We start from the raw sequence: 23172 nt of genomic DNA on the forward strand, positions 1-23172 counted from the left end.
CTCAATTATTGCTGCGGTTCGCCGTCCGGAAAGTCTTGACCTCCGACACGCTGCCGTCACGATAGGTCAATTCGACCGACATGAACTGCGTTGCTGGCGGCAGCTTCTCATAGAGCAGCATGCCGGCCGTGATCGCAGAGGGATCGCGGAGATCGCAAGCCGGCAGTTTCAGCACCTTATCCGGCACCGCCGTGTCGATGCCGATGCGCGCCTCGCGGATCGCGCAGCGATACGAGACCAGATGGGAATAATAGACCAGCAGCCCGTTGAACTGGCGGAATGACAGCCAACTTGTGGCGGTCATGTCGAGGATCTTGCGCTGGTCGCGGATCAGAGCTGCTTCCGGATCGAACTTGATCGGAAACGGGCCCTGCATGTCGCCGGAGGCGTCGACGTAGCGGACCTCGATGGTGCCGGCCTGGGCATCCACCGGCAGCTCGATCGAGGGGTTCGGCATCCGCTTGCGGGTGCGCGGATCAAGCGTGTCCATGAAGCCGGTCTCACGGAAATCGCCCTTGCCGGCCATGCGCCATGAAATTCCGATCGTGGGATCTGCGAAGGAGAACGTCACGCTCCAGCCGCCATTGTGGCGCGAGAAGCTCGCGATCGGCGCATTGGTGCTTTCCTCCTTCGGCACGCGCGGCACAGACACCGGCGGCAACGCGGCGACCTTTTGCTGCGGCGGATCGGCGGGCCGAGCCGCTGCGGCGGCCGCATCCTTCACGGCGCCACTGAGGAAGACGTCATCGACCATCTGGTCGAAATAGACGGGCACCTGCTTGTGCCTGACGGTATCGGCCATCTCGCTGACCAGACGGCGCGTGTGCTGTGCGACCTGCACGAGATTCTCGCCAGGCTGGAGCAACTCCTTGGCGAACGTGCGCGTGAACACCGAATTGGGATTGGCATCGTCGTTGGAGAGACGATCGAGCGCGGTCTGGCGCGGACCCGCTGAGAACACCGAGAACACACCTTCGGGAAGCTGGGTCATCGGCGCGAGGCCACCACCGCCGGCGACCGCACGCGTGCCTGAACGTTCGAACGGATTGTTGCGGCAGGCGTCGAACACCAGGATCGAGGTGCGCGCCTTCTTGTTCTGGAGACGCTCGACGACACGATCGGCCAGAATGGAGGCATCGCGCACCAGCTCTTCCTGGCCTTCAGTCGCCGCCGGCACGTCGGTCGGCAGCAGATAGTTCTGGCCCGCGATCTCGAAGCCATGGCCGGCATAGAAGAAGAACGCGGTATCGCCGGGCTCGATCACCCGGTCGAAGGCAAGCAGCGTCTCCGTGAATTGCTGACGGTTCTGGTTTTCAGCGACCATCACCTGGAAGCCGAGCTGCTTCAGCGTGTCGCCCATGGTGCGGGCGTCATTGACGGCCTTCACGAGCTTCGGCACGTTCTTGTAGTCGTTGTTGCCGATCACGAGCGCGACGCGCTTTTCGGCATGCGCAACGCTTGCGATGCCGCTGAGGCTCGCTGCCAGGCCCAGCGCGGCCAGAATTCTGAAGACCCGACGCGTCATCGTGATATCCCGTTGCAAAACGGCTTCCCATTGGCTCCCTGCGGAAACCTTACGCCGTTGATGTGATAGTCGGTCCAGCCGCAATGCCGGTTCAACCTGATGGTCCCCGTGGTTCCATCATCTGGCCTATGGCAGATTCCGCTGGAATCTGCTTTTTCTAGGGCAATTGCGCGCAAGCGAGGGGCTGCCGTGTATCGCTGGTGTACCGACGAAGTCGAACCTCATGACCGTTTCGACTATTGGCGCGAGGTCCGCGCCAAGGGACTGTTCGGGGTCACCGCTGAGCTCGAGCGCGAACAGCGCACAGGGTTTTACGGGGCGTTCTCGCTGACCCAGGTCGGCACTGGCGGCCTGGTCGAGCTGAAGGCCTCCCCCTATGCGGTCGAACGGAGCCCATCCGACATCAGCTACGCGCCGGGTGACAGCATCTGCGTCTACCAGCAGCTGGGCGGCGGCGGCTGGTTCGGCGGCATGCGCTCGAGCGATTTCGCCATTGGCAATGGCAGCTTTGCCACCAGCCATACCGACCTGCCCTACCGCACGCGGCCGCTGGGCGAAGCCGGCTTTCATCTGCGCATCCTGAAGATCCCGGTCAGCGGCCTTGCGACACAGGACAGGCGCATGCGCGAGCTTGCGCCCAAGACGTTCAACGATGCCACGCTGGCGCCCCTGCTCGACGCCTGCTTTGCCGATCTCGGCGAGGCGGCCGCGACCGAAGGCTCGCCGGGCGCCGTCCCACTGGTGCAGGCGCTCGGGCATCTGGCGCTGATCGAGCGCGGCATCGTCAGGCCGGGCAGCCGGCGCGGACAGGCTGCGCTGCGGACCGCCCGCCTGTCGCTGGCGCGGCGTCTGATCGCGCGCCATTTGCAGGACCCGGATCTGGCGCCGGCACGGGTGGCCGACCTGCTCGGCGTCTCCGTGCGCCATCTGCACATGCTGTTCGAGGTTGCCGAGCGCAGCTTCTCCCAGACCGTCACGGAGGAGCGGCTCAAGAGAAGCCGCCACCTGATAAGCGAAGCGCCGCAGCGGCTGATCGCCGACATCGCCACCGCCTGCGGTTTCGAGAGCCTTGCGACCTATTACCGGGTCTTCAACGCCGCCTATGGCATGGCGCCCGGTGATTTTCGTGCCCAGGTCGCAGGGGGGCGTTAACCACCCGCGTGGCCACTGCAGCCGAAAAGCCGAGCCCCGCCCGTGATTTGGGCAAAAACCTCAGGGTTTTTAGGACCTTCCCGCGCCTGCTCCATTGACTTTGGCCGATTCCGCCCTATGTTCCGGAGCGACGCGGCTCAGATCGAAAACCGATTCCTGAGCTTGGCGCTTTGTTCGCGTGAGTCAGCACCCCCAGCTTCTTTGAGAGCGCGCCGTTTCGGGGTGGAACGCGACCAGCCTTATTACCCTCGATTCCGAACGGCGGTTTCGACCAGAGGCTCAATGTCCTTTTCAAATCTCGGACTCTCCGAAAAAGTCCTCGCCGCAGTGGCGGCCACCGGTTACACCACCCCGACCCCCATCCAGGAACAGGCGATCCCCCACGTCCTTGCACGCAAGGACGTGCTCGGCATCGCCCAGACCGGCACCGGCAAGACCGCGGCCTTCGTGCTGCCGATGCTCACCATCCTCGAAAAGGGCCGCGCCCGCGCGCGCATGCCGCGCACGCTGATCCTGGAGCCGACCCGCGAGCTCGCGGCGCAGGTGAAGGAAAACTTCGACCGCTACGGCGCCGGCCAGAAACTCAACGTCGCCCTCCTGATTGGCGGCGTCTCCTTCGGCGACCAGGATGCCAAGCTGACGCGCGGCGTCGACGTGCTGATCGCCACCCCGGGCCGCCTGCTCGACCATACCGAGCGGGGCGGCCTGCTGCTCACCGGCGTCGAGCTGCTCGTGATCGACGAAGCCGACCGCATGCTGGACATGGGCTTCATCCCTGACATCGAGCGCATCTGCAAGCTGGTCCCCTTCACGCGGCAGACCCTGTTCTTCACCGCGACCATGCCGCCGGAAATCCGGCGCATCACCGAAACCTTCCTGCACAATCCGCAGAAGGTCGAAGTTTCCAAGCCGGCCACCACCGCTGTCACGGTCACGCAGTCCCAGGTACCGGCCGGGCGCGAGGCGCATGAGAAACGCGAATTGCTTCGCCGCCTGTTGCGCGAGGCCAAGGATCTCAAGAACGCGATCATCTTCTGCAATCGCAAGCGGGAAGTCGCGGTCGTTCACAAATCGCTTCAGAAGCACGGCTTCAGCGTCGGCGCCCTGCATGGCGACATGGATCAGCCGGCCCGCATGGCGGCGCTTGAACAGTTCCGCAAGGGTGAACTGCCGCTGCTGGTCGCCTCCGACGTCGCCGCCCGCGGCCTCGACATTCCCGAGGTCAGCCACGTCTTCAATTTCGACGTCCCCCACCATCCCGACGATTACGTCCATCGCGTCGGCCGCACCGGCCGTGCCGGCCGCACCGGCACCGCGATCTCGATCGTGACCCCGCTCGACCAGAAGTCGATGGTTGCGATCGAAAAGCTGATCGGCCAGAGCATTCCCCGCGCCGAAGGCGACTATGAGGTGCATGCGGATTCGGGTGAGAAGAGCGACCGTCCGCGCGAAGCGCGCGGACGTGATCGTGAACGTTCCCGCGGCGGACGCGGCAAGCCGCAGCGCGGTCGCGACCGTGAGCGCAGCCACGAGCCGCGCGAGGCGCGACAGTCCTCCGAGGCGACGCCTTCGTCGGATACAAGACCTGGTGCCGAAGCTCGGCCCGCGCGCGAAGCGCGGCCTGCTCGCGAGGCAAGGCCACAGCGCGAAGCGCGTCCATCGTCCGAGGCCCGCCACGGCTCGCGCCAACAGGCCAACAATTCCCACGTGCCGTCGATCGGCCGCCCCGAGCCCCGTCGGCAGCGGGAAGCCGACACCGAGCCCGGCGATCACTCGCATCTCCCGGCATTCCTGCTGCGGCCGGTCCGCTCTCCCGCCGGAGCCTGACACCGCGATACACGCGTGAGTTGAACGGCCGAACGTTTACCGACCGTTCATCATCGTCCGTTAGCCTACGAACATAATTTAAGCATTGCTGCGGTCGATGGGCGCACCGACCGCTGTGGGGTATGTTCTGTGGTCAAAGTGCTCGATGAACACGAACGCACGATGGCGTTCGCCGAGGTGGCGCTCGGTCAGATCCGATCGCTGAAGCAGACTGCAATTCCCCGCAATTACGAGATCTGGTACGTCTACGCGACCGGCTATAACGCGCCGCTCAACAAGATCATCAACGAGACGCTGGCCCGCAACGGCAAGCTGACCGAAATCGATCTCGAGCAAATCTACGACACTTATCTCTCCCACATCAAAACGACCGACCGCATCGACAAGGTCGGGGCGCGCGTCATCGGCGAGATCGACGACGTGATGACGGTGCTGAGCGACGCGCTCGGCATGACCGGCTCCTACGACGCCAGCCTGACGGGCGCGACGGCGCAACTATCCTCGGCCAACAGCCGCGAGCAGATCAAGACGATCGTCGAAACGCTGCTGCGTTCGACCGGCGAAATGCGCGAGACCAACAAGGCGCTGGAAGACCGGCTGACGCTTTCCAAGAACGAGATCAGCAATCTCCAACAGAGCCTGGAAGCGATCCGCGCCGAAAGCCTCACCGATCCGCTGACGGGTCTCGGCAACCGCAAATATTTCGACCGCATGATCGGCATGGCGGTGCAGAGCGCACTTGCGAGCGGCGAGCCGCTGTCGCTGCTGCTGTTCGACATCGACCACTTCAAATCGTTCAACGATTCCTACGGCCATCTCACCGGCGACCAGGTGCTCCGGCTGGTCGGCCTGTCGTTGAAGCAGACGATCAAGGGCCAGGATATCACCGCGCGCTACGGCGGCGAGGAATTTGCGGTGGTGCTGCCCAACACGGCACTGCGCCAGGCGCTTACGGTCGCCGATCATATCCGCCGCGCCGTGATGGCGAAGGAATTGAAGAAGAAGTCGACCGGCGAAATCCTCGGCCGCGTGACCATTTCAGTCGGCGTCTCCCTGCTGAAGCAGGGCGACGACACCGATGCGCTGATCGAGCGCGCGGACGCCTGCCTTTACGCCGCCAAGCGCAACGGCCGCAATCGCGTGATCTGCGAAGTCGATCCGGAATTCGCGGTCGAGACGCACAACCGGGTGGCATGAGAAGGTCAGCGGGCGGCGAGATCCGGCTCCGCTTGACATTCCAACCTGACGAACGACATCTTCCTCGCGACCTCAATGCAGTCGACCGCGAGGACTTGTCACTTGCCCAATCCTCATGATTTTCACACGCCGCAACCGTCCTACACCAAGGACGAGTTGCTGAGATCGAGCGAAGGCGGTTACTTCGGCCCGGGCAACGCGCAATTGCCGGCCCCGCCGATGCTGATGATGGACCGCATCACCGAGATCAGCCTGGATGGGGGCGAATACGGCAAGGGCCATATCGTCAGCGAGCTCGACATTGTGCCGGACCACTGGTTCTTCGACTGCCACTATCGCGGCGATGCGATCATGCCGCCCACGCTCGGGCTCGACGCCATGTGGCAGATGATCGGCTACTGGCTCGGCTGGTCGGGTTCACCGGGCAAGGGCCGCGCCATCGGCGTCGGCGAGGTCGAGGCCACGGGCGAGATCACACCGGCGGCGCGATCGGTGCGCTACGAGGTCGCCATGCGCATGGTCCGCCGCGGCAAGCTGGTGCTCGGAATTGCGGATGGGCGTGTGATCGCCGATGGCACCTGCGTGTTCGTGGCCAAGGATATGCGGGTCGGGCTGACCAAGGCCGCGGATTGAGGTCTCGCAGGGTGGGCAAAGGCGCTCTTGCGCCGTGCCCACGATCTCACGCGGTCATAATCCTAACGTGGGCACGCTTCCGCCTTCGCTCTTCGAGCTGCGGCGGACAAGTCGCTTTGCCCACACTACCGCACCGCTCTCTTGGTTACCTTCTTGGTCGATCTCTTCTTCGGCGCGGTCTTCTTTGCCGGCTTGCTTGCCGTCTTCTTCGCCGCCGCTTTCTTCTTCGGCCGCTTCTTCACCTTCGCGCGCTGGGCGGCCGCAAGCGCCGCCCTCGCCCATTGCGCCAGCTCCTCGGAATCGTCGAACAGCCGTGCCGGCAGCTCCCAGTAGGAGTTCACCAGCACGGTCTTTGCGCGGGTGGAGTACTGGAATGGTTTTGAGCCTTCCGCCTCAAAGTCCGGGATGGTCACCTCGTCTGCGCGGAAGAACAGGCCAGCGCGCAAGGCGAGCGCGAAGTTGACGCCATCGACGGAGATGCCGTGGCCGGAAAACATTTTTCGGATGGTGACAGGACCGAAATCGGCGAACAGGTCGATCAGGAATTCACGGTCCATGGCGCCACCCTCGTGCCCCGGACGCAGCGCAGCGTGCCATAAGCGCGTTTACGCGCGTCTTCGACGCGCTATGGCGCTGCCGAGCCGGGGCCCAGTCACATTGCACCGGTGACTATAGCGTGGGTCCCGGCTCTACGCAGCAGCGCAAGGGCGCGGCAGCGCGGCCGGCACAGAGCATTGGGAAGGGCTTACCCGTCGATCTTGGCCGGGCGCAGTTCGACCGACTCACCGCAGCCGCAGGCGGAGATCTGGTTGGGGTTGTTGAAGACGAACTGGGCCTGCATCTTGTCGGCCCTGTAGTCCATCTCGGTGCCGAGCAGGAACAGCACGGCCTTGGGATCGACCAGGATCTTGACGCCCTTGTCCTCGACGACCTCGTCGGTCGGGCGGATCTCGTGGGCGTATTCGACCGTGTAGGACTGGCCGGCGCAGCCGCCGTTCTTCACGCCAACGCGCAGACCCACGATCTCGGAGTCGGCGCGCTGGGTCAGCTCGGTGATGCGCTGGGCAGCCGTGTCCGTCAGCCGCATCACCTGCGGGCGCGGGCGCCGCGGCTTCGGAGTGGATGCTGGTGTGACCTGTGTCATGTCAGAGATGTGGTCCCTTGGAGTGCAAATTCAATGTCGAGAGTACGCGTCACCACATGTTGAGCACGAGGCGGGCTTCGTCGCTCATGCGTTCCGGCGTCCAGGCCGGCTCCCAGACCACCTTGACGTCGACCACGCCGACACCGGGAACGCTGGCGACCGCGTTCTCGACCATGGTCGGCAGTTCGCCCGCGGCCGGGCAGTTCGGCGTCGTCAGCGTCATCTGCACGTCGACGGAGCGATCGTCCTTGATCTCGACTTTGTAGATCAGGCCGAGCTCATAGATGTCGGCCGGAATTTCCGGGTCGAACACCGTCTTGAGGCCGGCGATGATCTCGCGGGTGAGACGCTCGGTCTCCTCCGGCGGCAGCGCCGAATGCGTCTCCATCGGGTTGGCTTTGATTTCGGCCGTGTCACTCATGCGAACAAATCCCGCGCCTTGAGCAGCGCCTGTGCCAGATGATCGACTTCTTCCCGCGTATTGTACATGCCGAACGAGGCCCGGCAGGTGGCCGTCACGTTGAACCGCTCTAAAAGCGGCATGACGCAATGGGTGCCGGCGCGCACCGCGATGCCCTGACGGTCGATCACGGTGGCGACGTCGTGGGCATGTGCGCCCTTGAGCTCGAAGGAAATCACCGGGCCCTTGCCCCGCGCCGTGCCGATCAGCCGCAGCGAGTTGATCTCGCGCAAGCGCTCCTGGGCATAGGCGGTGAGGTCGGTCTCGTGCGCGGCGATGCGCTCCTTGCCGATCGAATTGACATAGTCGATGGCCGCGCCAAGGCCCACGGCCTCGACGATCGCCGGCGTGCCTGCCTCGAACTTGTGTGGGGGATCGCCATAGGTGACGATCTCGCGCGAGACCTCGCGGATCATCTCGCCGCCGCCGTTAAAGGGACGCATCGCGACGAGGTGGTCGTACTTGGCCCAGAGCACGCCGATGCCGGTCGGGCCATACACCTTGTGGCCGGTGAAGACGTAGAAATCGCAGCCGATGTCCTGGACGTCGACCGGCAGATGCACCGCGCCCTGGCTGCCGTCGACCAGCACCGGGATGCCGCGGGCGTGCGCGATCTTCACGACGTCCTTGACCGGCACGATGGTGCCGAGCGCATTCGACATCTGCGTGATCGCGACGAGCTTGGTCTTGGGCGTCAGAAGCTTCTCGAATTCGTCGATGAGGAAATTGCCCTCGTCGTCAACAGGCGCCCATTTGATCACGGCACCCTGGCGCTCCCTGAGGAAATGCCAGGGAACAATGTTGGAGTGGTGCTCCATGATCGAGATGACGATCTCGTCGCCTTCTCCGATGTTCGGCCCGCCCCAGGACGAGGCGACCAGATTGATCGCTTCCGTCGCGTTGCGGGTGAAGATCACCTCTTCTGTTCGCGGCGCGTTGATGAACTGCGCCACCTTGGTGCGACCGCCCTCATAGGCTTCGGTCGCGGCATTGGCGAGATAGTGCAGCCCGCGATGAACGTTGGCATATTCGGACTGATAAGCCTGCGTCATGCGATCGAGCACGGCGCTCGGCTTCTGCGCGGACGCCGCGTTGTCGAGATAGACCAGCTTCTTGCCGTAGACCTGCATGGCGAGCGCCGGAAAATCCTGCCGCACGCGCGCGACGTCATAGGCGCCGTTCTTGACTGCGGGATGCGTGCTCATGACCGGCGCTCCAGCCAGCGCTCGGCGATGCCGATCACGTGCTCGCGCAAGACATCGTCGGCGATCTGCTCGATCGCCTCGCCGACGAACGCCTGGATCAGCAGCGCCTGGGCCTGCTTCTCGGGCAGGCCGCGGGCCTTCAGGTAGAACAAGAGACTGTCGTCCAGCGCGCCGGCGGTGGCGCCGTGGCCGCAGGAAACGTCGTCGGCAAAGATCTCGAGCTCAGGCTTGTTGTCGGCCTCGGCTTCGTCCGAGAGCAGCAGCGCGCGGGTCATCATCTTGCCGTCGGTCTTCTGCGCATCGGGACGAACGATGATGCGACCCTGGAACACCGAATGGGCGCGATCGTCGAGCACGGCGCGGAACACCTCGCGGCTGACGCAGTTCGGGACGGCATGGTCGACCACCAGCGTGGTGTCGCCGTGCTCGGTCTTCTGCAACAGGTTCACGCCGTTGGCCGAGAGCTCGCTGCCCTCGCCCGCCAGGGTGATGAAACCCTGCAGGCGGCTGACGGCCGCACCAGTGGTCATGTTGAAGAAGTTGAATTTGACGTTGGCGCCGACGGTGACGAAGTGTGAGGAGACGTTCGCTGCATCGGCCGCGTCGTCCATCAGACGGATATGCGCGACGTCGGCACCGTCACCCACCGCGACAATCACGGCGTCATTGACATGGTAGGCCTTTGCGCCCGCCGAAACGAAGCTCTCGACGATGGTGGCCCGGGCGCCCTTCCCGATCGCGACCTGCGAACGGGTGAAACTAGATGCGGACGCGGCGGTCGCGATGTGGAGGATCTGGATCGGTGCGGAGAGCTGTGCGCCGTCCGCGATCGACAGGACCACGCCATCGGTCGCCATCGCCGCGTTGAGCGCGATCACAGCATCAGTGGATGAAGTCTTCAGGAGACCAGAATCCTTCTCCAGCGCCTCCCGGAGCGTCCTGAACCCCACCTCAGCAGTGAGCGCCTTGGAGTCGGACAGGTCAGCCGCAAACACGCCATCGACCAGCACCAGCTTGCGGGCGCCTTCGATCGCATGGGCCTTCACAGCCTCAGCGGCACGCTTCAGCGCGGCGGCATCGGGCGCGGCTGCCAGCGGCAGCACCTCGCCGACCAGCGCGCGCAGGTCGGTATATTTCCATTCCTCGATCCGGCGGTGCGGAAGGCCGAGACGTTCATAGGTCTCGAAGGCCTCGCGGCGCACCGCGATCACATCGGGCGAACCCGGCAAGCGGCCTTCGGCGCTGGCGAAGAGATCGCTCACCGCGCGGCCGTTCCCGGTCTTTGCCACAGCAACGTTCATCGCAAAATTCCTTACGCGGCGTCCTCGAACTGGGCGTAGCCGGACGCTTCCAGCTCCAGCGCCAATTCCTTGCCGCCGCTCTTCACGACACGACCCTTCGACATCACGTGCACCACGTCGGGCACGATGTAGTTGAGTAGCCGCTGATAGTGGGTGATGACGACCATCGCGCGCTTCGGCGAACGCAGCGCGTTGACACCGTCGGCTGCGATGCGCAGCGCGTCGATATCGAGGCCCGAATCCATCTCGTCGAGGATGCAGAGGCTCGGCTCGAACAACGCCATCTGCAGCACCTCGTTGCGCTTCTTCTCGCCGCCGGAGAAGCCGACATTGACGCCCCGCTTGAGCATGTCCTGCGGGATGTTCAGCGACTTCGAGACTTCGCGGACTTTCTTCAGGAAGTCCGGCGTCGAATACTCGCTCTCGCCACGGGCCTTGCGCTGCGCGTTCAGCGCGGTGCGCAGGAAGGTCATGGTGGCGACGCCCGGGATCTCTACCGGATACTGGAACGCCAGGAACACGCCCTTGGCGGCGCGCTCGTCCGGCGACATCTCCAAGAGATCCTCGCCCTTGAACAGGATCTGGCCGTCGGTGACCTCGTAGCCGGGCTTGCCGGCGATGACGTGCGAGAGCGTCGACTTGCCGGAGCCGTTCGGCCCCATGATCGCGTGCACCTCGCCCTCGTTCACGGTCAGCGTCAGCCCGTGGAGGATCTCACGTTCCTCGACACGAACCTTGAGGTCTTTCACTTCAAGCAAAGCCATCTTGGTATCCAGTTTAATCAGATGATGTTGGAGCGCCTAAGCGCGCCGCGAGGGTCGGCAATTAGCCGACCGACCCTTCAAGCGAGATCGAGATCAGCTTCTGCGCTTCTACCGCGAATTCCATCGGCAGCTGCTGCAGCACGTCCTTGACGAAGCCGTTGACGACGAGGCCGACCGCCTCTTCCTGCGAAAGGCCGCGCTGGATGCAGTAGAACAGCACGTCCTCGGAGATCTTCGAGGTCGTCGCTTCGTGCTCGAACGTTGCCGACGAGTTCTTGGCCTCGATGTACGGCACGGTGTGCGCGCCGCATTTGTCGCCGATCAGCAGCGAATCGCACGCGGTGAAGTTGCGCGCACCGGTGGCTTTCCGGTGAGCCGTAACAAGACCACGATAAGTGTTCTGCGATTTGCCGGCGGCGATGCCCTTCGAGATGATGCGGCTCGACGTGTTCTTGCCGAGATGGATCATCTTGGTGCCCGAATCGACCTGCTGGAAGCCGTTCGAGATCGCGATCGAGTAGAACTCGCCGCTGGAATTATCACCGCGCAGAATGCAGCTCGGATACTTCCAGGTGATGGCGGAGCCGGTCTCGACCTGGGTCCAGGAAATCTTGGACCGGTTGCCACGACAGTCGCCACGCTTGGTGACGAAATTGTAGATGCCGCCCTTGCCTTCCGAATTGCCGGGATACCAGTTCTGCACCGTCGAATATTTGATCTCGGCGTCGTCGTGCGCGACGAGTTCGACGACAGCCGCGTGCAGCTGGTTCTCATCGCGCTGCGGCGCGGTGCAGCCTTCGAGATAGGAGACGTAGGAGCCCTTGTCCGCGATGATCAGCGTGCGTTCGAACTGGCCGGTGTTGCGCTCGTTGATGCGGAAATAGGTCGACAGTTCCATCGGGCAGCGCACGCCCGGCGGCACGTAGACGAACGAGCCGTCGGAGAACACCGCCGAGTTCAGCGTCGCATAGAAATTGTCTGAGGTCGGAACCACCGAGCCGAGATATTTCTGCACCAATTCAGGATGCTCGCGGATCGCCTCCGAGATCGGCATGAAGATCACGCCGGCCTTTTTCAGCTCCGCCTTGAAGGTGGTTGCGACCGAGACCGAATCGAACACCGCATCGACCGCGATCTTGCGCTTGGCCGGGTCTTCCTCGCCCACCTTGGGCTCGACGCCTTCGAGCATGGCGACTTCCCGCAAGGGAATGCCGAGCTTCTCGTAGGTTTTCAGAATCTCCGGGTCGATCTCGTCGAGCGAGGTGATCGACTTCTTCGGCTTCGGCGCCGAATAGTAATAAAGGTCCTGAAAGTCGATCTTGGGATAGTCGACGCGCGCCCAGGTCGGCTCGGTCATGGTCAGCCAGCGCCTGTAAGCCTCAAGCCGCCACTGGAGCATCCAGGCGGGCTCGTTCTTCTTCTCGGAGATGAACCGGACGGTGTCTTCTGACAGCCCCTTGGGGGCCTTGTCGGACTCGATCTGGGTCTCAAACCCATAACGATACTGGTCGACGTCGATGCGCTTGACGCGCTCGACCGTCTCTTGGACGGCTGGCATTCTATCCTCCGCTCGCGGTTTCAAGGACCGCGGTGGATCAAACTCGGACGAGTATTACGATGTTTTTTGGCCGAAAGCACGGGCTTAGAACCGTTCGAGCCGTGTTTCGTCGCTTAGGCTCTAAGTAGGGTATTACCGAGCTTTCGCCAAGCCTCTAACGCCCTATTGATGTCCTCAGGTTCCGTGGACCAGCCCAGACTGAGGCGCACCGCTCCCTGGGCTACGGTGGCATCGTACCCCATCGCCGAGAGCACGTGGGACGGCTGGACCTTGCCGGAGGAACAGGCTGACCCCGAGGACACGGCGATGCCTTCGAGGTCGAATCCAATCACGGCGGTCTCGGCCTTCAGCCCGGGCGCGGTGAACAATACGGTATTTGGCAACCTCATCACATCTTCAGAGAAGACAGTCGCTCCGGCAATCCCGCGAAGGCCATTTTCCAAGCGATCCCTGAGGCTTGCCATGCGCTCCGCATCCTCAGGCAGAGCCTGAAGGGCAGCTTTCACCGCCGCGCCGAAGCCAGCGATCCCCGCGACGTTCTCGGTTCCCGCCCGCCGACCGAGTTCCTGCCCACCGCCGCGTAGCACCGGTTCCAAACCGGCAAGCCCCTCGGCCACGACAAGCGCGCCGACGCCCTTGGGGCCGCCGATCTTGTGCGCAGAAAAGGTCGCAAGGTCCGCGCCTACCGCGTTAATATTGAACGCAATTTTGCCGAGCGCCTGGATTGCATCGACATGCAGGAGGCCGCCGGCCTCGTGGACCAGCCCTGCCGCCTCGGCCACCGGCTGGAGCGCCCCGGTCTCGTTGTTGGCTGCCATGATCGAGACCAGTGCCGTCGGGCCGTCGGCGAGCAGTCCACGGAGATGGTCGAGATCGACCACGCCGGAGCGCGTGACCCTAATCTGGCTGACGCTCTCTGCCGGAAACCGCCCGCCTGCCAGCACCGAGGCGTGCTCCACCGCAGAGACCAGCAGCCGCCGCACCGGCTGGCCCGATCGGCCCCGCAAGCCGGGCGACAGCGCCAGCACATTAGCCTCGGTACCAGCGGAGGTGAAAACGATATTCCGCGGCAGCGCGCCCACGGCCCCGGCCAGCGCGGCCCGGGCCTCCTCGACCAGTCGCCGCGCCTCCCGCCCCTCGGCATGAACCGAGGACGGGTTGCCGATCAGCTCGTAAGCGGCCAGCATCGGTGCGCGCGCTTCGGCACGCAGCGGAGTGGTCGCATTCCAGTCGAGATAGACACGGCTTGGCATGGCGCCCTCTTAGCACCTTTTGTCCGCTCGCCAATCGGGCGCTGCCGCGCATCAGGCCGGCAGTTGTTGCGCGATCCCGGCGACAGAGCGCGGCTCCATGCGCAGACCGAACAACGGACGCAGCCAGAAGATCCGCCGCGCGACCTCGTAGGTCACCGCACAGGTGAGCGCGGTGCCTGATATTACGATGGTGGCCTCGCTTGCCGCAGACAGCCCGCTGCCTTGCAGCGCGTGCGCGATCATGATGATCGCGGTTTGATGGACGATGTAATAGGGAAAGATCGCGTCCGTCAGATAGCGGCGCGCGGCTCCATCGGCCGTCAAATGGCGGCGCGCAAAGCCGAGCACGGCGACCATCGCAACCCATTGGTAGCAACCATAGGCCGATCCGGCGCTCCACCGGAGCATCGACGATCGCGGAAACAAGCCGGCGTAAGCGAAAACAAAGACGGCGAAGCAGACGGCTGCGAGCACCAGCGCCGTCCACCGTTGCCGCTCGATGTCGTGCCAGATGCCGCCCTCGCGCGCGAGCAGGAAGCCGATCAGGAACGAGGTCGCGTAGTCGGCGTGGTTGTACCAGTCACCGAACAGGGCATGCGTCGAGGGGAAGATTGGCGACAAGAATAGCCGCCAGGCCACAAACAGCAGGCACGGCAACACCAGCAGCCACGGACCAGCAAGCGCGGCCGCCAGTTTCTCGCCGATCCAATCCGCGGCGGCCGGCCACAGCGCCAGCACGCCAGCCAGAGCCATCGTGTAGACCCAGAGATAGACCACGAACCAGAGGTGGTTCCAGGTCGGCTGCACGATGCAGGGGTTCGGACAGAACTGCGCGCTGAACGCCAGATAGTGGTAGAGATAGTAGTTGGCAAAACCAGCGGGATATCCGAGCGCCTCGACGATCTGCAGGTAGGATTGCGGCGGCACGATCACGAGCATTCCGAAGACCAGCGGGATCAGCAGCCGCACCGACCGCGCCCCGGCGAACGCTACGAGCCGGAGCTTGCCCAGCATGAAGCGGCTGGCGACCCCGGAGACGAGGAACAAGAGCGACAACCGCCAGGGATTGAGTACCAGCATCGCCGGCTCGAGGAAGGTCAGCCGGTGCTCGCTCTTGATGTGAAATCCCCAGGACACGTAGAGCATGCCGACGTGGTAGAAGATTAGAAGCCCGAAGGCTAAAATCCGCACCCAGTCCAGATCGATGCGTCGTTCCGAACCTGATGCTTGCTGTAGTGTTGACATGGATCTCTGCTCCCTAGGCTCTCGATATCAGCGGATTTGGGGCCATGGCTGACGGCCAAAATGCGCCGGAAACGGAGCGCGTCGAGGCGCTTTGGGATCAGAACCGAACGCGAGGGGACGAGGCGTCGTCCCCAGGGACGAGCGGTTGGCGCCGCGGGATCAGCGGCGACTGGACGACGTTCGCTGCGATCGCCGCCATTGCCCTCGCCATCGGCATCGTCAATGCGCTCTCCGGCGCACAGGACGCCGCCTGGCGCGGCGACAGCGCCGATATCGGCCGTCGCCTGTTCTGGGAGATGTCGAGCATCATTGTCATTCTGGCGCTGGTGCCGATCCTGATGCTCTCCGTCCAGCGCATGCGGGGAACCGCGTCCCTGGCGACGCGGATCGGAATCGCAGCGATCGCCCTGCTCGGTTTCTCGGCCCTCCACATCACCGGCATGGTCAGCTTACGAAAGCTCATGCTCTGGCTCGCGGGCAGCACCTACGATTTCCATTTCTCGCTGGCATCAATCCTCTACGAGTTCCGCAAGGACGCCGTGACCGTATTGCTGATTGGGGCGACGCTCTGGCTGATGGACAGCCGCCGTGAGCTGCGCAAGGCCGCGCGGGAAGCCCAATCCAATCCGGCCGCTTCGCTGGAGCAACCGTCCCCGAATCTGATCTGGCTCCGGGACGGCACCAGCCGGATTCGTGTCGCGCCGCGCGACATCCTGTGGGTCGCCTCCGCCGGCAATTACATCGAGTACAGCCTTGCCAACGGCACTCAGCACCTGATCCGGGGGACGCTTGCCGCGACCGAAAGCGAGCTGGCCCGCTTCGCCATCGTGCGCGTTCACCGCACCCGGCTTGCCAATCTCGACCGTGTCAGCGGCGTGGACTTCAAGCCGTCAGGGGATTTCGAGCTCACCTTCGACAACGGCAAGACGCTCGGCGGCAGCCGCCGCTATCGGCCCGTCGTCGCCTCGCTCGGAGGCCGCGGCGCGCCTGAGTGAATCACCATCCGGATCGCCCGGTAACCGATAAACGATCGTGATTCCAACCGGTTGCCGCCTCAACGCCAGCCTCTGCTCGATCCCGGCCATGCCGAACGTCGTACTGCCATGACCCGCTAAGGTCTTGAGCAGATTGGCAGATGTCGAAGATGCTTGCTTTTTGCCCCGCAGCCTATGTTAGAACGCGCACCGTCAAGTCACCGCGCGCCGTCTGCGCATCACCGCGAGGCGCACGCCTTCTCATCCTTCCATTCGCGCTTTCGTCGGCATCTGCCGATGAGGCTACAATCGGTTGATTGCCAAGGGTCACGTCTCCAGCAAGTCAATCCAGAGATCCTCGATGCCTGAAGTCATTTTTGCCGGCCCCGCTGGCCGTCTCGAAGGCCGCTATCACCCGGCCAAGCAGAAGAACGCGCCGATCGCGATGATCCTGCATCCGCATCCGCAGTTTCACGGCACGATGAACCATCAGATCGTGTACCAGTGCTACTACGCCTTTGCTCATCGCGGCTTCTCCGTGCTGCGCTTCAACTTCCGCGGCGTCGGCCGCAGCCAGGGCTCGTTCGATCACGGCACCGGCGAATTGTCGGATGCGGCGGCCGCGCTCGACTGGGCGCAGACCATCAATCCTGAGGCGCGCGCCTGCTGGGTCGCCGGCTTCTCCTTCGGCGCCTGGATCGGCATGCAGCTTTTGATGCGCCGTCCCGAGGTCGAGGGCTTCATCTCGATCGCGCCGCCGGCCAATCTCTACGACTTCTCGTTCCTTGCACCCTGCCCGTCGTCGGGCCTGATCGTGCATGGCGAGAAGGATGCGGTAGTGCCGCCGAAGGACGTCAATACGCTGGTCGAGAAGCTGAAGACGCAGAAAGGCATCGTGATCGACCAGCAGGTCATCCCCGGCGCCAACCACTTCTTCGACGCCAAGCTCGAGCCGCTGATGGAGACCATCACGGCCTATCTCGACATGCGCCTCGCCAACGTGCGGTAAGAGTAAGAATGACATGACCGCGTTTGTAGCCCTGCTGCGCGCGGTCAATGTCGGCGGCACCGGCAAGCTGCCGATGACCGAGCTCAAGGCGATGTGCGAAGAGCTCGGCTTCGGTGCCGTGCGCACCTACATCGCCAGCGGCAATGTGGTTTTCACCAGCCGCAAATCGGAATCCGCCGTCAAGTCAGCGCTGGAAAAACGCTTGCACGCCTACGCCGGCGCGCCGGTCGGCGTGCTCGTGCGCGGCGCTGCCGAGATGGCAGAGGTTCTGGCCGCCAATCCGTTTCCCAAAATGGCGCCCAACCGCACGGTCGCGATCTTCCTCGACAAGGCGCCGCCCGCGGACACACTTGCCGGAATTCGCGGCCAGAAGGACGAAGAGGTCAAGCTCGGCCGCCGCGAGATCTACGTGCATTACGGCGACGGCATGGGAACGTCGAAACTCGTGATCCCCGCCGCCAAGACCGGCACCGCGCGCAACATGAACACCATCGCCACCCTGGCGAAGATGGCCGCGGAGCTCTAGGCCAGCTTCAGCGCGGCAATCCCCGTCAGGACCAGCACGATCCGCGCTCAGGCCGCAAGCTTGAGCAGATGCGCGTCGTGGCGAACGAGGAAGGCGCGCAGCAATTGCGGATAGTCCGCACTGACGGCAGCTCGCACGCTCGGGCGCTGCGCGAGCTCGGTGCGCCAGGCCCGGGCCTTCGGCACATCGCGGAAGATACCGTGCTCGGTCAGTTCGTCGAACAGATCGAAATAGCGGAAGATCGGCGCGAACACCGCGTCGACCAGGCTGAACGTCTCGCCGGCGAAGAATGGGCCCGTGCCGAGCGCAGCCTCGACGCGCGCAAATTTCGCCGACAGCGCTTGGCGCTTGCTTTCGAATGTGGCGGGATCTGTCGTGGTCTCCAGCCCCCAGAGATCGCCGAGGATCGCTGAACCGAACTCCATCCAGGCGCGGTGCTCGGCTCGCTTCAACGGATCAACCGGATGCAGCTTCGCACCGCCTTGCGTCTCCTCGATGTACTCGCAGATCACGTTGCTCTCGAACAGCGCGACCTCGCCCTTGTCGGTCGTCACCACCAGCACCGGCACCTTGCCGAGTGGCGACATCTTCAGAAACCAGTCGGGCTTGTCGGCGAGATCGATGTTGATCCGGTCGAACGGCACGCCCTTCTCCTTCAGCGCGATCACCGCGCGCTGCACATAGGGACAAAGCTTGTGGCTGATCAGTTTCAGTGAGGCCGTCATGGTGTGATCCCAATAGTTCGATGCAACTGCATCCAATATAGATGCATTTGCATGAACACGTCAAGATCGATGCGTTTGCATCAATCACCCGTGATCTCAAGGCCGCGCGATCACCCCGCCCGTCATCGGCATCGGTACGCCCGTGGTAGCCGGATACGACAATGGCAGACCCTTCAGGCCGCGCGCGGCGAGGAAGCCGAAGGCCTGCGCCTCGATCGCATCAGAGGCCCAGCCCAGCGCCTCGGCGGCCTCGACGGTGGCCGTCCCCACTCGCTCCCGCAACATGCGCAGCATGGTGAGGTTGCGCGCGCCGCCGCCGCAGACGATCCAGCTTCGTGGCCGCCGCGGCAGCAGCGGAATGACGCGCGCGATCGCGGCCGCGGTGAAGGCGGTGAGTGTCGCGGCGCCATCGGCAGGCAGCACATCGCCGAGCTTCAACGCCGCGAAATCGTTGCGGTCGAGCGATTTCGGCGGCGGACTTGCGAAGAACGGCAGCTCCAGCGCTCGCGCGATCCAGTCTTCATCCGCCTTGCCGAGCGCTGCGAACTTGCCTTCCGCATCGAACGCCTGGTTCATGATGCGGTACATGAAATCGTCCAGCAGCGCGTTGCCAGGCCCGGTATCGCAGGCGATCAGCGTGTCGTTGCCGTCGATATAGGTGATGTTGGAGACGCCGCCGATATTGACCACGACGATCGGCCCCTCGCGCTCCAGCGCTTGCGCCAGCGCCCGGTGGTAGACCGGCACGAACGGCGCGCCCTGCCCCCCGGCCTCGACATCGGCGGCGCGGAAATCATACATCACAGGGATATGGATGGCCTTGGCCAGCGCCGGCGCATCGCCGATCTGGACCGTTAGCCGTCGCTCCGGCCGGTGCAGCACGGTCTGGCCGTGGAAGCCGACGATGTCGATGTCCTCAGGCCGCATCCGGTTCTGGGCGACGAAGGCGGCGACAGCCTCTGCATGGGCGCGAGTCACCACCCGCTCGGCCTGGCCCAGAATACCCGGCCGGGCATCGCGTTGCGCCAGGTTCACCGCCTCGCTCAGCGCTTGGCGCAGCAAATTGCGCTCCGCCTGGTTGTAGGGCCGGTAGCCAGAGGGCCCGAACGCCTGCACCCGCTTTCCATCGGTTTCGATCAGCGCGACGTCCACCCCGTCCAGCGAGGTGCCGCTCATCAAACCGAGTGCCGTCAACATCATGGGATCAGCGTCCTCAAACATCCCCTCCGGCATGCCGATCTTGTGCCAGAGGGACACATCTTATAATGCCACAGCGCCAAGTGGCGGGCAGCAATCGAGTTCCAGCGGAAGACCCTTAAATTGCTCCCAAAACAGTAAACCAAGAATTGTCAGGCACGCCGACAGATGACTGCATTTAAATCGGATTTCCTCAACACGCTTCAGGAACGTGGATTCATCCACCAATGCTCCGATTTCGAGGGGCTGGACGCGCTCGCCGCCAAGGGCGAGGCGACCGCCTATGTCGGCTACGATTGCACCGCCCGCTCGCTGCACATCGGCAACTACCTGACCATGATGATGCTGCACTGGCTCCAAGAGTCCGGCAACAAGCCGATCACGCTGATGGGCGGCGGCACCACCATGGTCGGCGATCCCTCCGGCAAGGACGAGACGCGCGCGATCCGCACCGTTGCCGAGATCGAGGCCAACAAGGAATCGATCCGTGGCGTGTTCGCGAAGGTGCTGAAATACGGCGATGGCAAAAGCGACGCCATCATGCTCGACAACGCCGAGTGGCTGACCAAGCTGAACTGGATCGAGATGCTGCGCGACGTCGGCCGTCACTTCTCGGTCAACCGCATGCTGACGATGGACTCCGTGCGCCTGCGCCTCGAGCGCGAGCACGAGATGAGCTTCATCGAGTTCAACTACATGGTCTGCCAGGCCTACGACTTCGTCGAGCTCGCCAAGCGCACCGGCTGTCATCTGCAGATGGGCGGCTCGGACCAGTGGGGCAACATCATCATGGGCGTCGATCTCGGCCGCCGCATGGGCACGCATCAACTGTTCGCGCTGACGACGCCGCTGCTGACGACTGCGTCGGGCGCCAAGATGGGCAAGACTGCGCAAGGCGCGGTGTGGCTCAACGCCGACCAGTTCAGCCCCTATGATTTCTGGCAGTACTGGCGCAACACCGAGGATGCCGACGTCGGCAAATTCCTGAAGCTGTTCACGACGCTGCCGATGAGCGAGATCAAAAAGCTCGAAGCGCTCGGTGGCTCCGAGATCAACGAGGCCAAGAAGGTGCTCGCAACGGAGGCGACCGCGCTGCTGCACGGACGCGATGCCGCCAACGAAGCGGCCGAAACCGCGCGCCGCACTTTTGAGGAAGGCGCACTCGCCGAGAGCCTGCCGACGGTGGAAATTCCGCGCGGCGAATTGGAAGCCGGCCTCGGCGTGCTCAACGCCTTCGTCAAGGCAGGCCTCGTTGCCTCCAATGGCGAGGCACGGCGCCAGATCAAGGGTGGTGGCCTGCGGGTCAACGACGTCGCAGTCGCCGACGAGAAGATGGCGCTGTCGGCAGGCAACCTGACGCCTGAAGGCGTGATCAAGCTGTCCTTCGGCAAGAAGAAGCACGTCCTCATCAGGCCTGCATAGGCGTATGAGCTTTTGATGCTTGTCAGGGCGCGCGGATGCGCGCTCCCTGATGGGCAATGGATCAGAACACGCCCAAGGAAACGTCGGCGAAGGCGAGCAAGGACGGCGCCGCGGCGATGCCGGAAGGCGCCGTGCGCATCGCACTCACCGTGCTCGCGCTCTGCTTCACGCTGGCCGTTCTCGGCCGCGGGCTCGGCGACAGTTTTACGGTATTCCTCAAGCCGATCTCGGAGAGTTTTGGCTGGGATCGCGCACAGATCGTTTCGGTCTATTCGCTCACCTGGCTTGCCAGCGGCCTCACCGCCCCCTTCGTCGGACGGCTGTTCGATCATTCGGGACCACGCATCGTCTATGCGCTCGGCCTGTTGCTGCTCGGCGCGGCGTTCCTGATCGCGGCGCACGCCCAGCATCTCTGGCAGTTCCAGGTCTCGATCGGCCTCTGCGTCGGCATTGGCGTTGCCTTCATCGGCATCGTGCCGAACTCGATCCTGCTCGGCCGCTGGTTTGGACCACGGCTGCCGACCGCGATGTCCGTGGTGTATTCGGCGATGGGCGGCGGCGTGCTGGCGCTGTTGCCGGCCTCGCAGCTCCTGATCGATCACATCGGCTGGCGCGACACGTACCAGCTGTTCGGCTTTGCAGCATTGGGGCTGTTGGTGCCGCTGCTGCTGTTGCCGTGGCGGCTGTTCGCGGCGGGCTCGCCTTACGTCACCAAGAAGACCGACCCTGATTTCGTCGACAACGGCTGGACACTCCTCGGCGCAATGCGCCACCACGCTTTCTGGGCGCTGTTCTCGACCTTCTTCTTCACTGCCGTCGGCATGTACGCGATCGCGGCCCAGATCGTGGCCTATCTGATCGACGCCGGCTTCCCGCCGCTGCAGGCCGCGACCGCCTGGGGCTTCTCCGGCGTCGTGCTGGTGTTCGGCATGCTGGGTGTCTCCGCGCTCGACGGCCTGATCGGGCGCCGGCCCTCGGTGCTCTTGAGCTACGCGATCTCGATCCTCGGCATCGTCCTGCTCTGGCTATTGCAATACTCGCCGAACATCTTCCTGCTCACCGGCTTCGTCGTCTGCTTCGGCAGCATGATGGGCTCGCGTGGCCCCCTGATCAGCGCCACCGCGATGCGGATCTTTCAGGGCAAGCGCGTGGGCACCATCTATGGCACCATCTCGATCGGCAGCGGCCTCGGCTCGGCATTCGGCTCCTGGAGCGGCGGTCTGATCCACGACGCCACGCACGGCTACAATGCGCTGCTCGTCTTCGCACTTGCGAGCGTTGTCCTCGGGATGATTCCATTTCTGATTGTGCCCGCCTTGCGGCGCTAGGTCTCCCGGAGGTAACCTGCACCCTTACGTGTCACCGGGGAACTACGGGCGGGCACCGCGCGTAGACGCTTAAAAAATGCAGACAACTCGCGGCTGAAACCACAGCCTGCGGTGTTTTGTCCGACATGACAAAAATGTCAGCGCGAATTGACCTGGCGCAGCTTGCAGGGCGGAACCGAATGCGATCCTAGTCGCAGCATTGGATGGAGGGCACAAACCAATGAACTTTCCTTATCTCTCTCGCTATCAACCGGTTCTCTTGAGCCTGTTTCGCTTCATCGCTGGACTGCTGTTGTTCCAGTACGGCATGACCAAGCTCTTCCACATTCCGCAGGTGGCCGTGTTCGCCAATCCGCCACCGCTGATCTGGACGGCCGGCCTGATTGAGCTCGTGCTTGGCGCAGCATTGATGATCGGACTGTTCACCCGCCTCTCGGCCTTCGTCCTCTCCGGTGAAATGGCCTTCGCCTATTTCCTCGGTCACGTCTTTCACATCTCGAAGGAGGGCCCGGCGGTGTTCCTGCCGCTGCTCAACGGCGGTACCGCGGCGATCCTGTTCTGCTTCGCTTGCCTCTACCTCGCTGCCGCCGGCGGCGGTGTGGTCAGCGTCGATGCGCTGTTGGGCAAGGAGAGCGAAGCAACAGGCGGCGCTTTCGCGCGGCGCTGACGCGCGCGCAACCAGACCGGCGCCGGCGTTCCGCCGGTGCCGGTTCAACGCGAGCCCAGC

22 protein-coding genes are annotated in these 23172 nt (G+C 63.9%); 10 read left to right on the forward strand and 12 right to left on the reverse strand.

Translation table 11 applies throughout. The features are described 5' to 3' along the window. Nucleotide 1: 1 nt before the first annotated feature. Nucleotides 2-1525 (reverse strand): caspase family protein, encoded by a 1524-nt coding sequence (locus L6639_RS00340; RefSeq protein WP_237858002.1) that lies wholly within the window; start codon nt 1523-1525, stop codon nt 2-4. A gap of 189 nt (nt 1526-1714) precedes the next feature. Here L6639_RS00340 and L6639_RS00345 point away from each other — a divergent pair, with 189 nt between their 5' ends. The 4 genes from L6639_RS00345 (at nt 1715) to fabA (ending at nt 6334) form a co-directional block, all read left to right on the forward strand. Beyond that, complete coding sequence (locus L6639_RS00345; protein WP_237858003.1) at nt 1715-2677, forward strand: helix-turn-helix transcriptional regulator; 963 nt, start codon at nt 1715-1717, stop codon at nt 2675-2677. Between the two features lie 282 nt (nt 2678-2959). Then, nucleotides 2960-4504 (forward strand): DEAD/DEAH box helicase, encoded by a 1545-nt coding sequence (locus tag L6639_RS00350; RefSeq protein ID WP_237858004.1) that lies wholly within the window; start codon nt 2960-2962, stop codon nt 4502-4504. A 129-nt stretch (nt 4505-4633) separates the two neighbouring features. Then, entirely contained in the window at nt 4634-5701 is a 1068-nt protein-coding gene (locus L6639_RS00355; RefSeq protein ID WP_237858005.1) for a GGDEF domain-containing protein, read from the forward strand. A 102-nt stretch (nt 5702-5803) separates the two neighbouring features. Beyond that, complete coding sequence (gene fabA, locus L6639_RS00360) at nt 5804-6334, forward strand: bifunctional 3-hydroxydecanoyl-ACP dehydratase/trans-2-decenoyl-ACP isomerase (RefSeq protein ID WP_237858006.1); 531 nt, start codon at nt 5804-5806, stop codon at nt 6332-6334. 125 nt (nt 6335-6459) lie between these two features. Here fabA and L6639_RS00365 read toward each other — a convergent pair whose 3' ends face one another. From L6639_RS00365 to L6639_RS00405, 9 genes are all read right to left on the reverse strand, one after another. Continuing rightward, nucleotides 6460-6891, reverse strand: coding sequence for a TfoX/Sxy family protein (locus L6639_RS00365; protein WP_237858007.1), 432 nt, complete (start codon nt 6889-6891; stop codon nt 6460-6462). 188 nt (nt 6892-7079) lie between these two features. Further along, the gene (locus L6639_RS00370; protein ID WP_237858008.1) at nt 7080-7478 is read right to left on the reverse strand and encodes a HesB/IscA family protein; all 399 of its coding nucleotides are present in this window, start codon (nt 7476-7478) and stop codon (nt 7080-7082) included. A 49-nt stretch (nt 7479-7527) separates the two neighbouring features. Further along, complete coding sequence (locus tag L6639_RS00375; RefSeq protein ID WP_092229105.1) at nt 7528-7899, reverse strand: SUF system Fe-S cluster assembly protein; 372 nt, start codon at nt 7897-7899, stop codon at nt 7528-7530. Next, nucleotides 7896-9143 (reverse strand): cysteine desulfurase, encoded by a 1248-nt coding sequence (locus tag L6639_RS00380; RefSeq protein ID WP_237858009.1) that lies wholly within the window; start codon nt 9141-9143, stop codon nt 7896-7898. Before L6639_RS00380 ends, L6639_RS00375 begins: the two co-directional genes overlap by 4 nt. Continuing rightward, nucleotides 9140-10444 (reverse strand): Fe-S cluster assembly protein SufD, encoded by a 1305-nt coding sequence (gene sufD / locus L6639_RS00385; RefSeq protein WP_237858010.1) that lies wholly within the window; start codon nt 10442-10444, stop codon nt 9140-9142. Before sufD ends, L6639_RS00380 begins: the two co-directional genes overlap by 4 nt. Nucleotides 10445-10455: 11 nt before the next feature. Continuing rightward, a complete protein-coding gene (gene sufC / locus L6639_RS00390; RefSeq protein WP_237858011.1) occupies nt 10456-11208 on the reverse strand; it encodes a Fe-S cluster assembly ATPase SufC in 753 nt (250 codons plus the stop codon). A gap of 61 nt (nt 11209-11269) precedes the next feature. After that, a complete protein-coding gene (gene sufB / locus L6639_RS00395) occupies nt 11270-12766 on the reverse strand; it encodes a Fe-S cluster assembly protein SufB (protein ID WP_237858012.1) in 1497 nt (498 codons plus the stop codon). A 113-nt stretch (nt 12767-12879) separates the two neighbouring features. Then, nucleotides 12880-14019: a cysteine desulfurase family protein gene (locus L6639_RS00400; protein WP_237858013.1), complete on the reverse strand. Its 1140-nt coding sequence runs from the start codon at nt 14017-14019 to the stop codon at nt 12880-12882. 51 nt (nt 14020-14070) lie between these two features. After that, nucleotides 14071-15264, reverse strand: a complete 1194-nt coding sequence (locus tag L6639_RS00405; RefSeq protein ID WP_237858014.1) for an acyltransferase family protein — start codon at nt 15262-15264, stop codon at nt 14071-14073. A 44-nt stretch (nt 15265-15308) separates the two neighbouring features. Here L6639_RS00405 and L6639_RS00410 point away from each other — a divergent pair, with 44 nt between their 5' ends. The 3 genes from L6639_RS00410 (at nt 15309) to L6639_RS00420 (ending at nt 17773) form a co-directional block, all read left to right on the forward strand. Beyond that, nucleotides 15309-16259 carry a LytTR family DNA-binding domain-containing protein gene (locus tag L6639_RS00410; RefSeq protein WP_237858015.1) on the forward strand — a complete coding sequence of 317 codons (951 nt, stop codon included), beginning with the start codon at nt 15309-15311 and terminating at the stop codon, nt 16257-16259. 340 nt (nt 16260-16599) lie between these two features. Continuing rightward, nucleotides 16600-17247: an alpha/beta hydrolase gene (locus L6639_RS00415; protein WP_008143006.1), complete on the forward strand. Its 648-nt coding sequence runs from the start codon at nt 16600-16602 to the stop codon at nt 17245-17247. A gap of 13 nt (nt 17248-17260) precedes the next feature. Then, a complete protein-coding gene (locus tag L6639_RS00420) occupies nt 17261-17773 on the forward strand; it encodes a DUF1697 domain-containing protein (protein WP_237858016.1) in 513 nt (170 codons plus the stop codon). Between the two features lie 47 nt (nt 17774-17820). Here L6639_RS00420 and L6639_RS00425 read toward each other — a convergent pair whose 3' ends face one another. Both L6639_RS00425 and L6639_RS00430 read right to left on the reverse strand, forming a co-directional pair. Next, nucleotides 17821-18498 carry a glutathione S-transferase family protein gene (locus L6639_RS00425; protein ID WP_237858017.1) on the reverse strand — a complete coding sequence of 226 codons (678 nt, stop codon included), beginning with the start codon at nt 18496-18498 and terminating at the stop codon, nt 17821-17823. A gap of 96 nt (nt 18499-18594) precedes the next feature. Then, the gene (locus tag L6639_RS00430) at nt 18595-19698 is read right to left on the reverse strand and encodes an anhydro-N-acetylmuramic acid kinase (RefSeq protein ID WP_237858018.1); all 1104 of its coding nucleotides are present in this window, start codon (nt 19696-19698) and stop codon (nt 18595-18597) included. A gap of 165 nt (nt 19699-19863) precedes the next feature. Here L6639_RS00430 and tyrS point away from each other — a divergent pair, with 165 nt between their 5' ends. From tyrS to L6639_RS00445, 3 genes are all read left to right on the forward strand, one after another. Further along, nucleotides 19864-21117, forward strand: a complete 1254-nt coding sequence (tyrS, locus tag L6639_RS00435) for a tyrosine--tRNA ligase (RefSeq protein ID WP_237858019.1) — start codon at nt 19864-19866, stop codon at nt 21115-21117. A gap of 56 nt (nt 21118-21173) precedes the next feature. Continuing rightward, nucleotides 21174-22445 carry an MFS transporter gene (locus L6639_RS00440; RefSeq protein ID WP_237858020.1) on the forward strand — a complete coding sequence of 424 codons (1272 nt, stop codon included), beginning with the start codon at nt 21174-21176 and terminating at the stop codon, nt 22443-22445. A 220-nt stretch (nt 22446-22665) separates the two neighbouring features. Further along, entirely contained in the window at nt 22666-23112 is a 447-nt protein-coding gene (locus L6639_RS00445; protein ID WP_237858021.1) for a DoxX family protein, read from the forward strand. The last annotated feature ends 60 nt before the right edge of the window (nt 23113-23172 follow it).

Source organism: Bradyrhizobium zhengyangense (assembly GCF_022012555.1).
Classification (GTDB): domain Bacteria; phylum Pseudomonadota; class Alphaproteobacteria; order Rhizobiales; family Xanthobacteraceae; genus Bradyrhizobium; species Bradyrhizobium zhengyangense.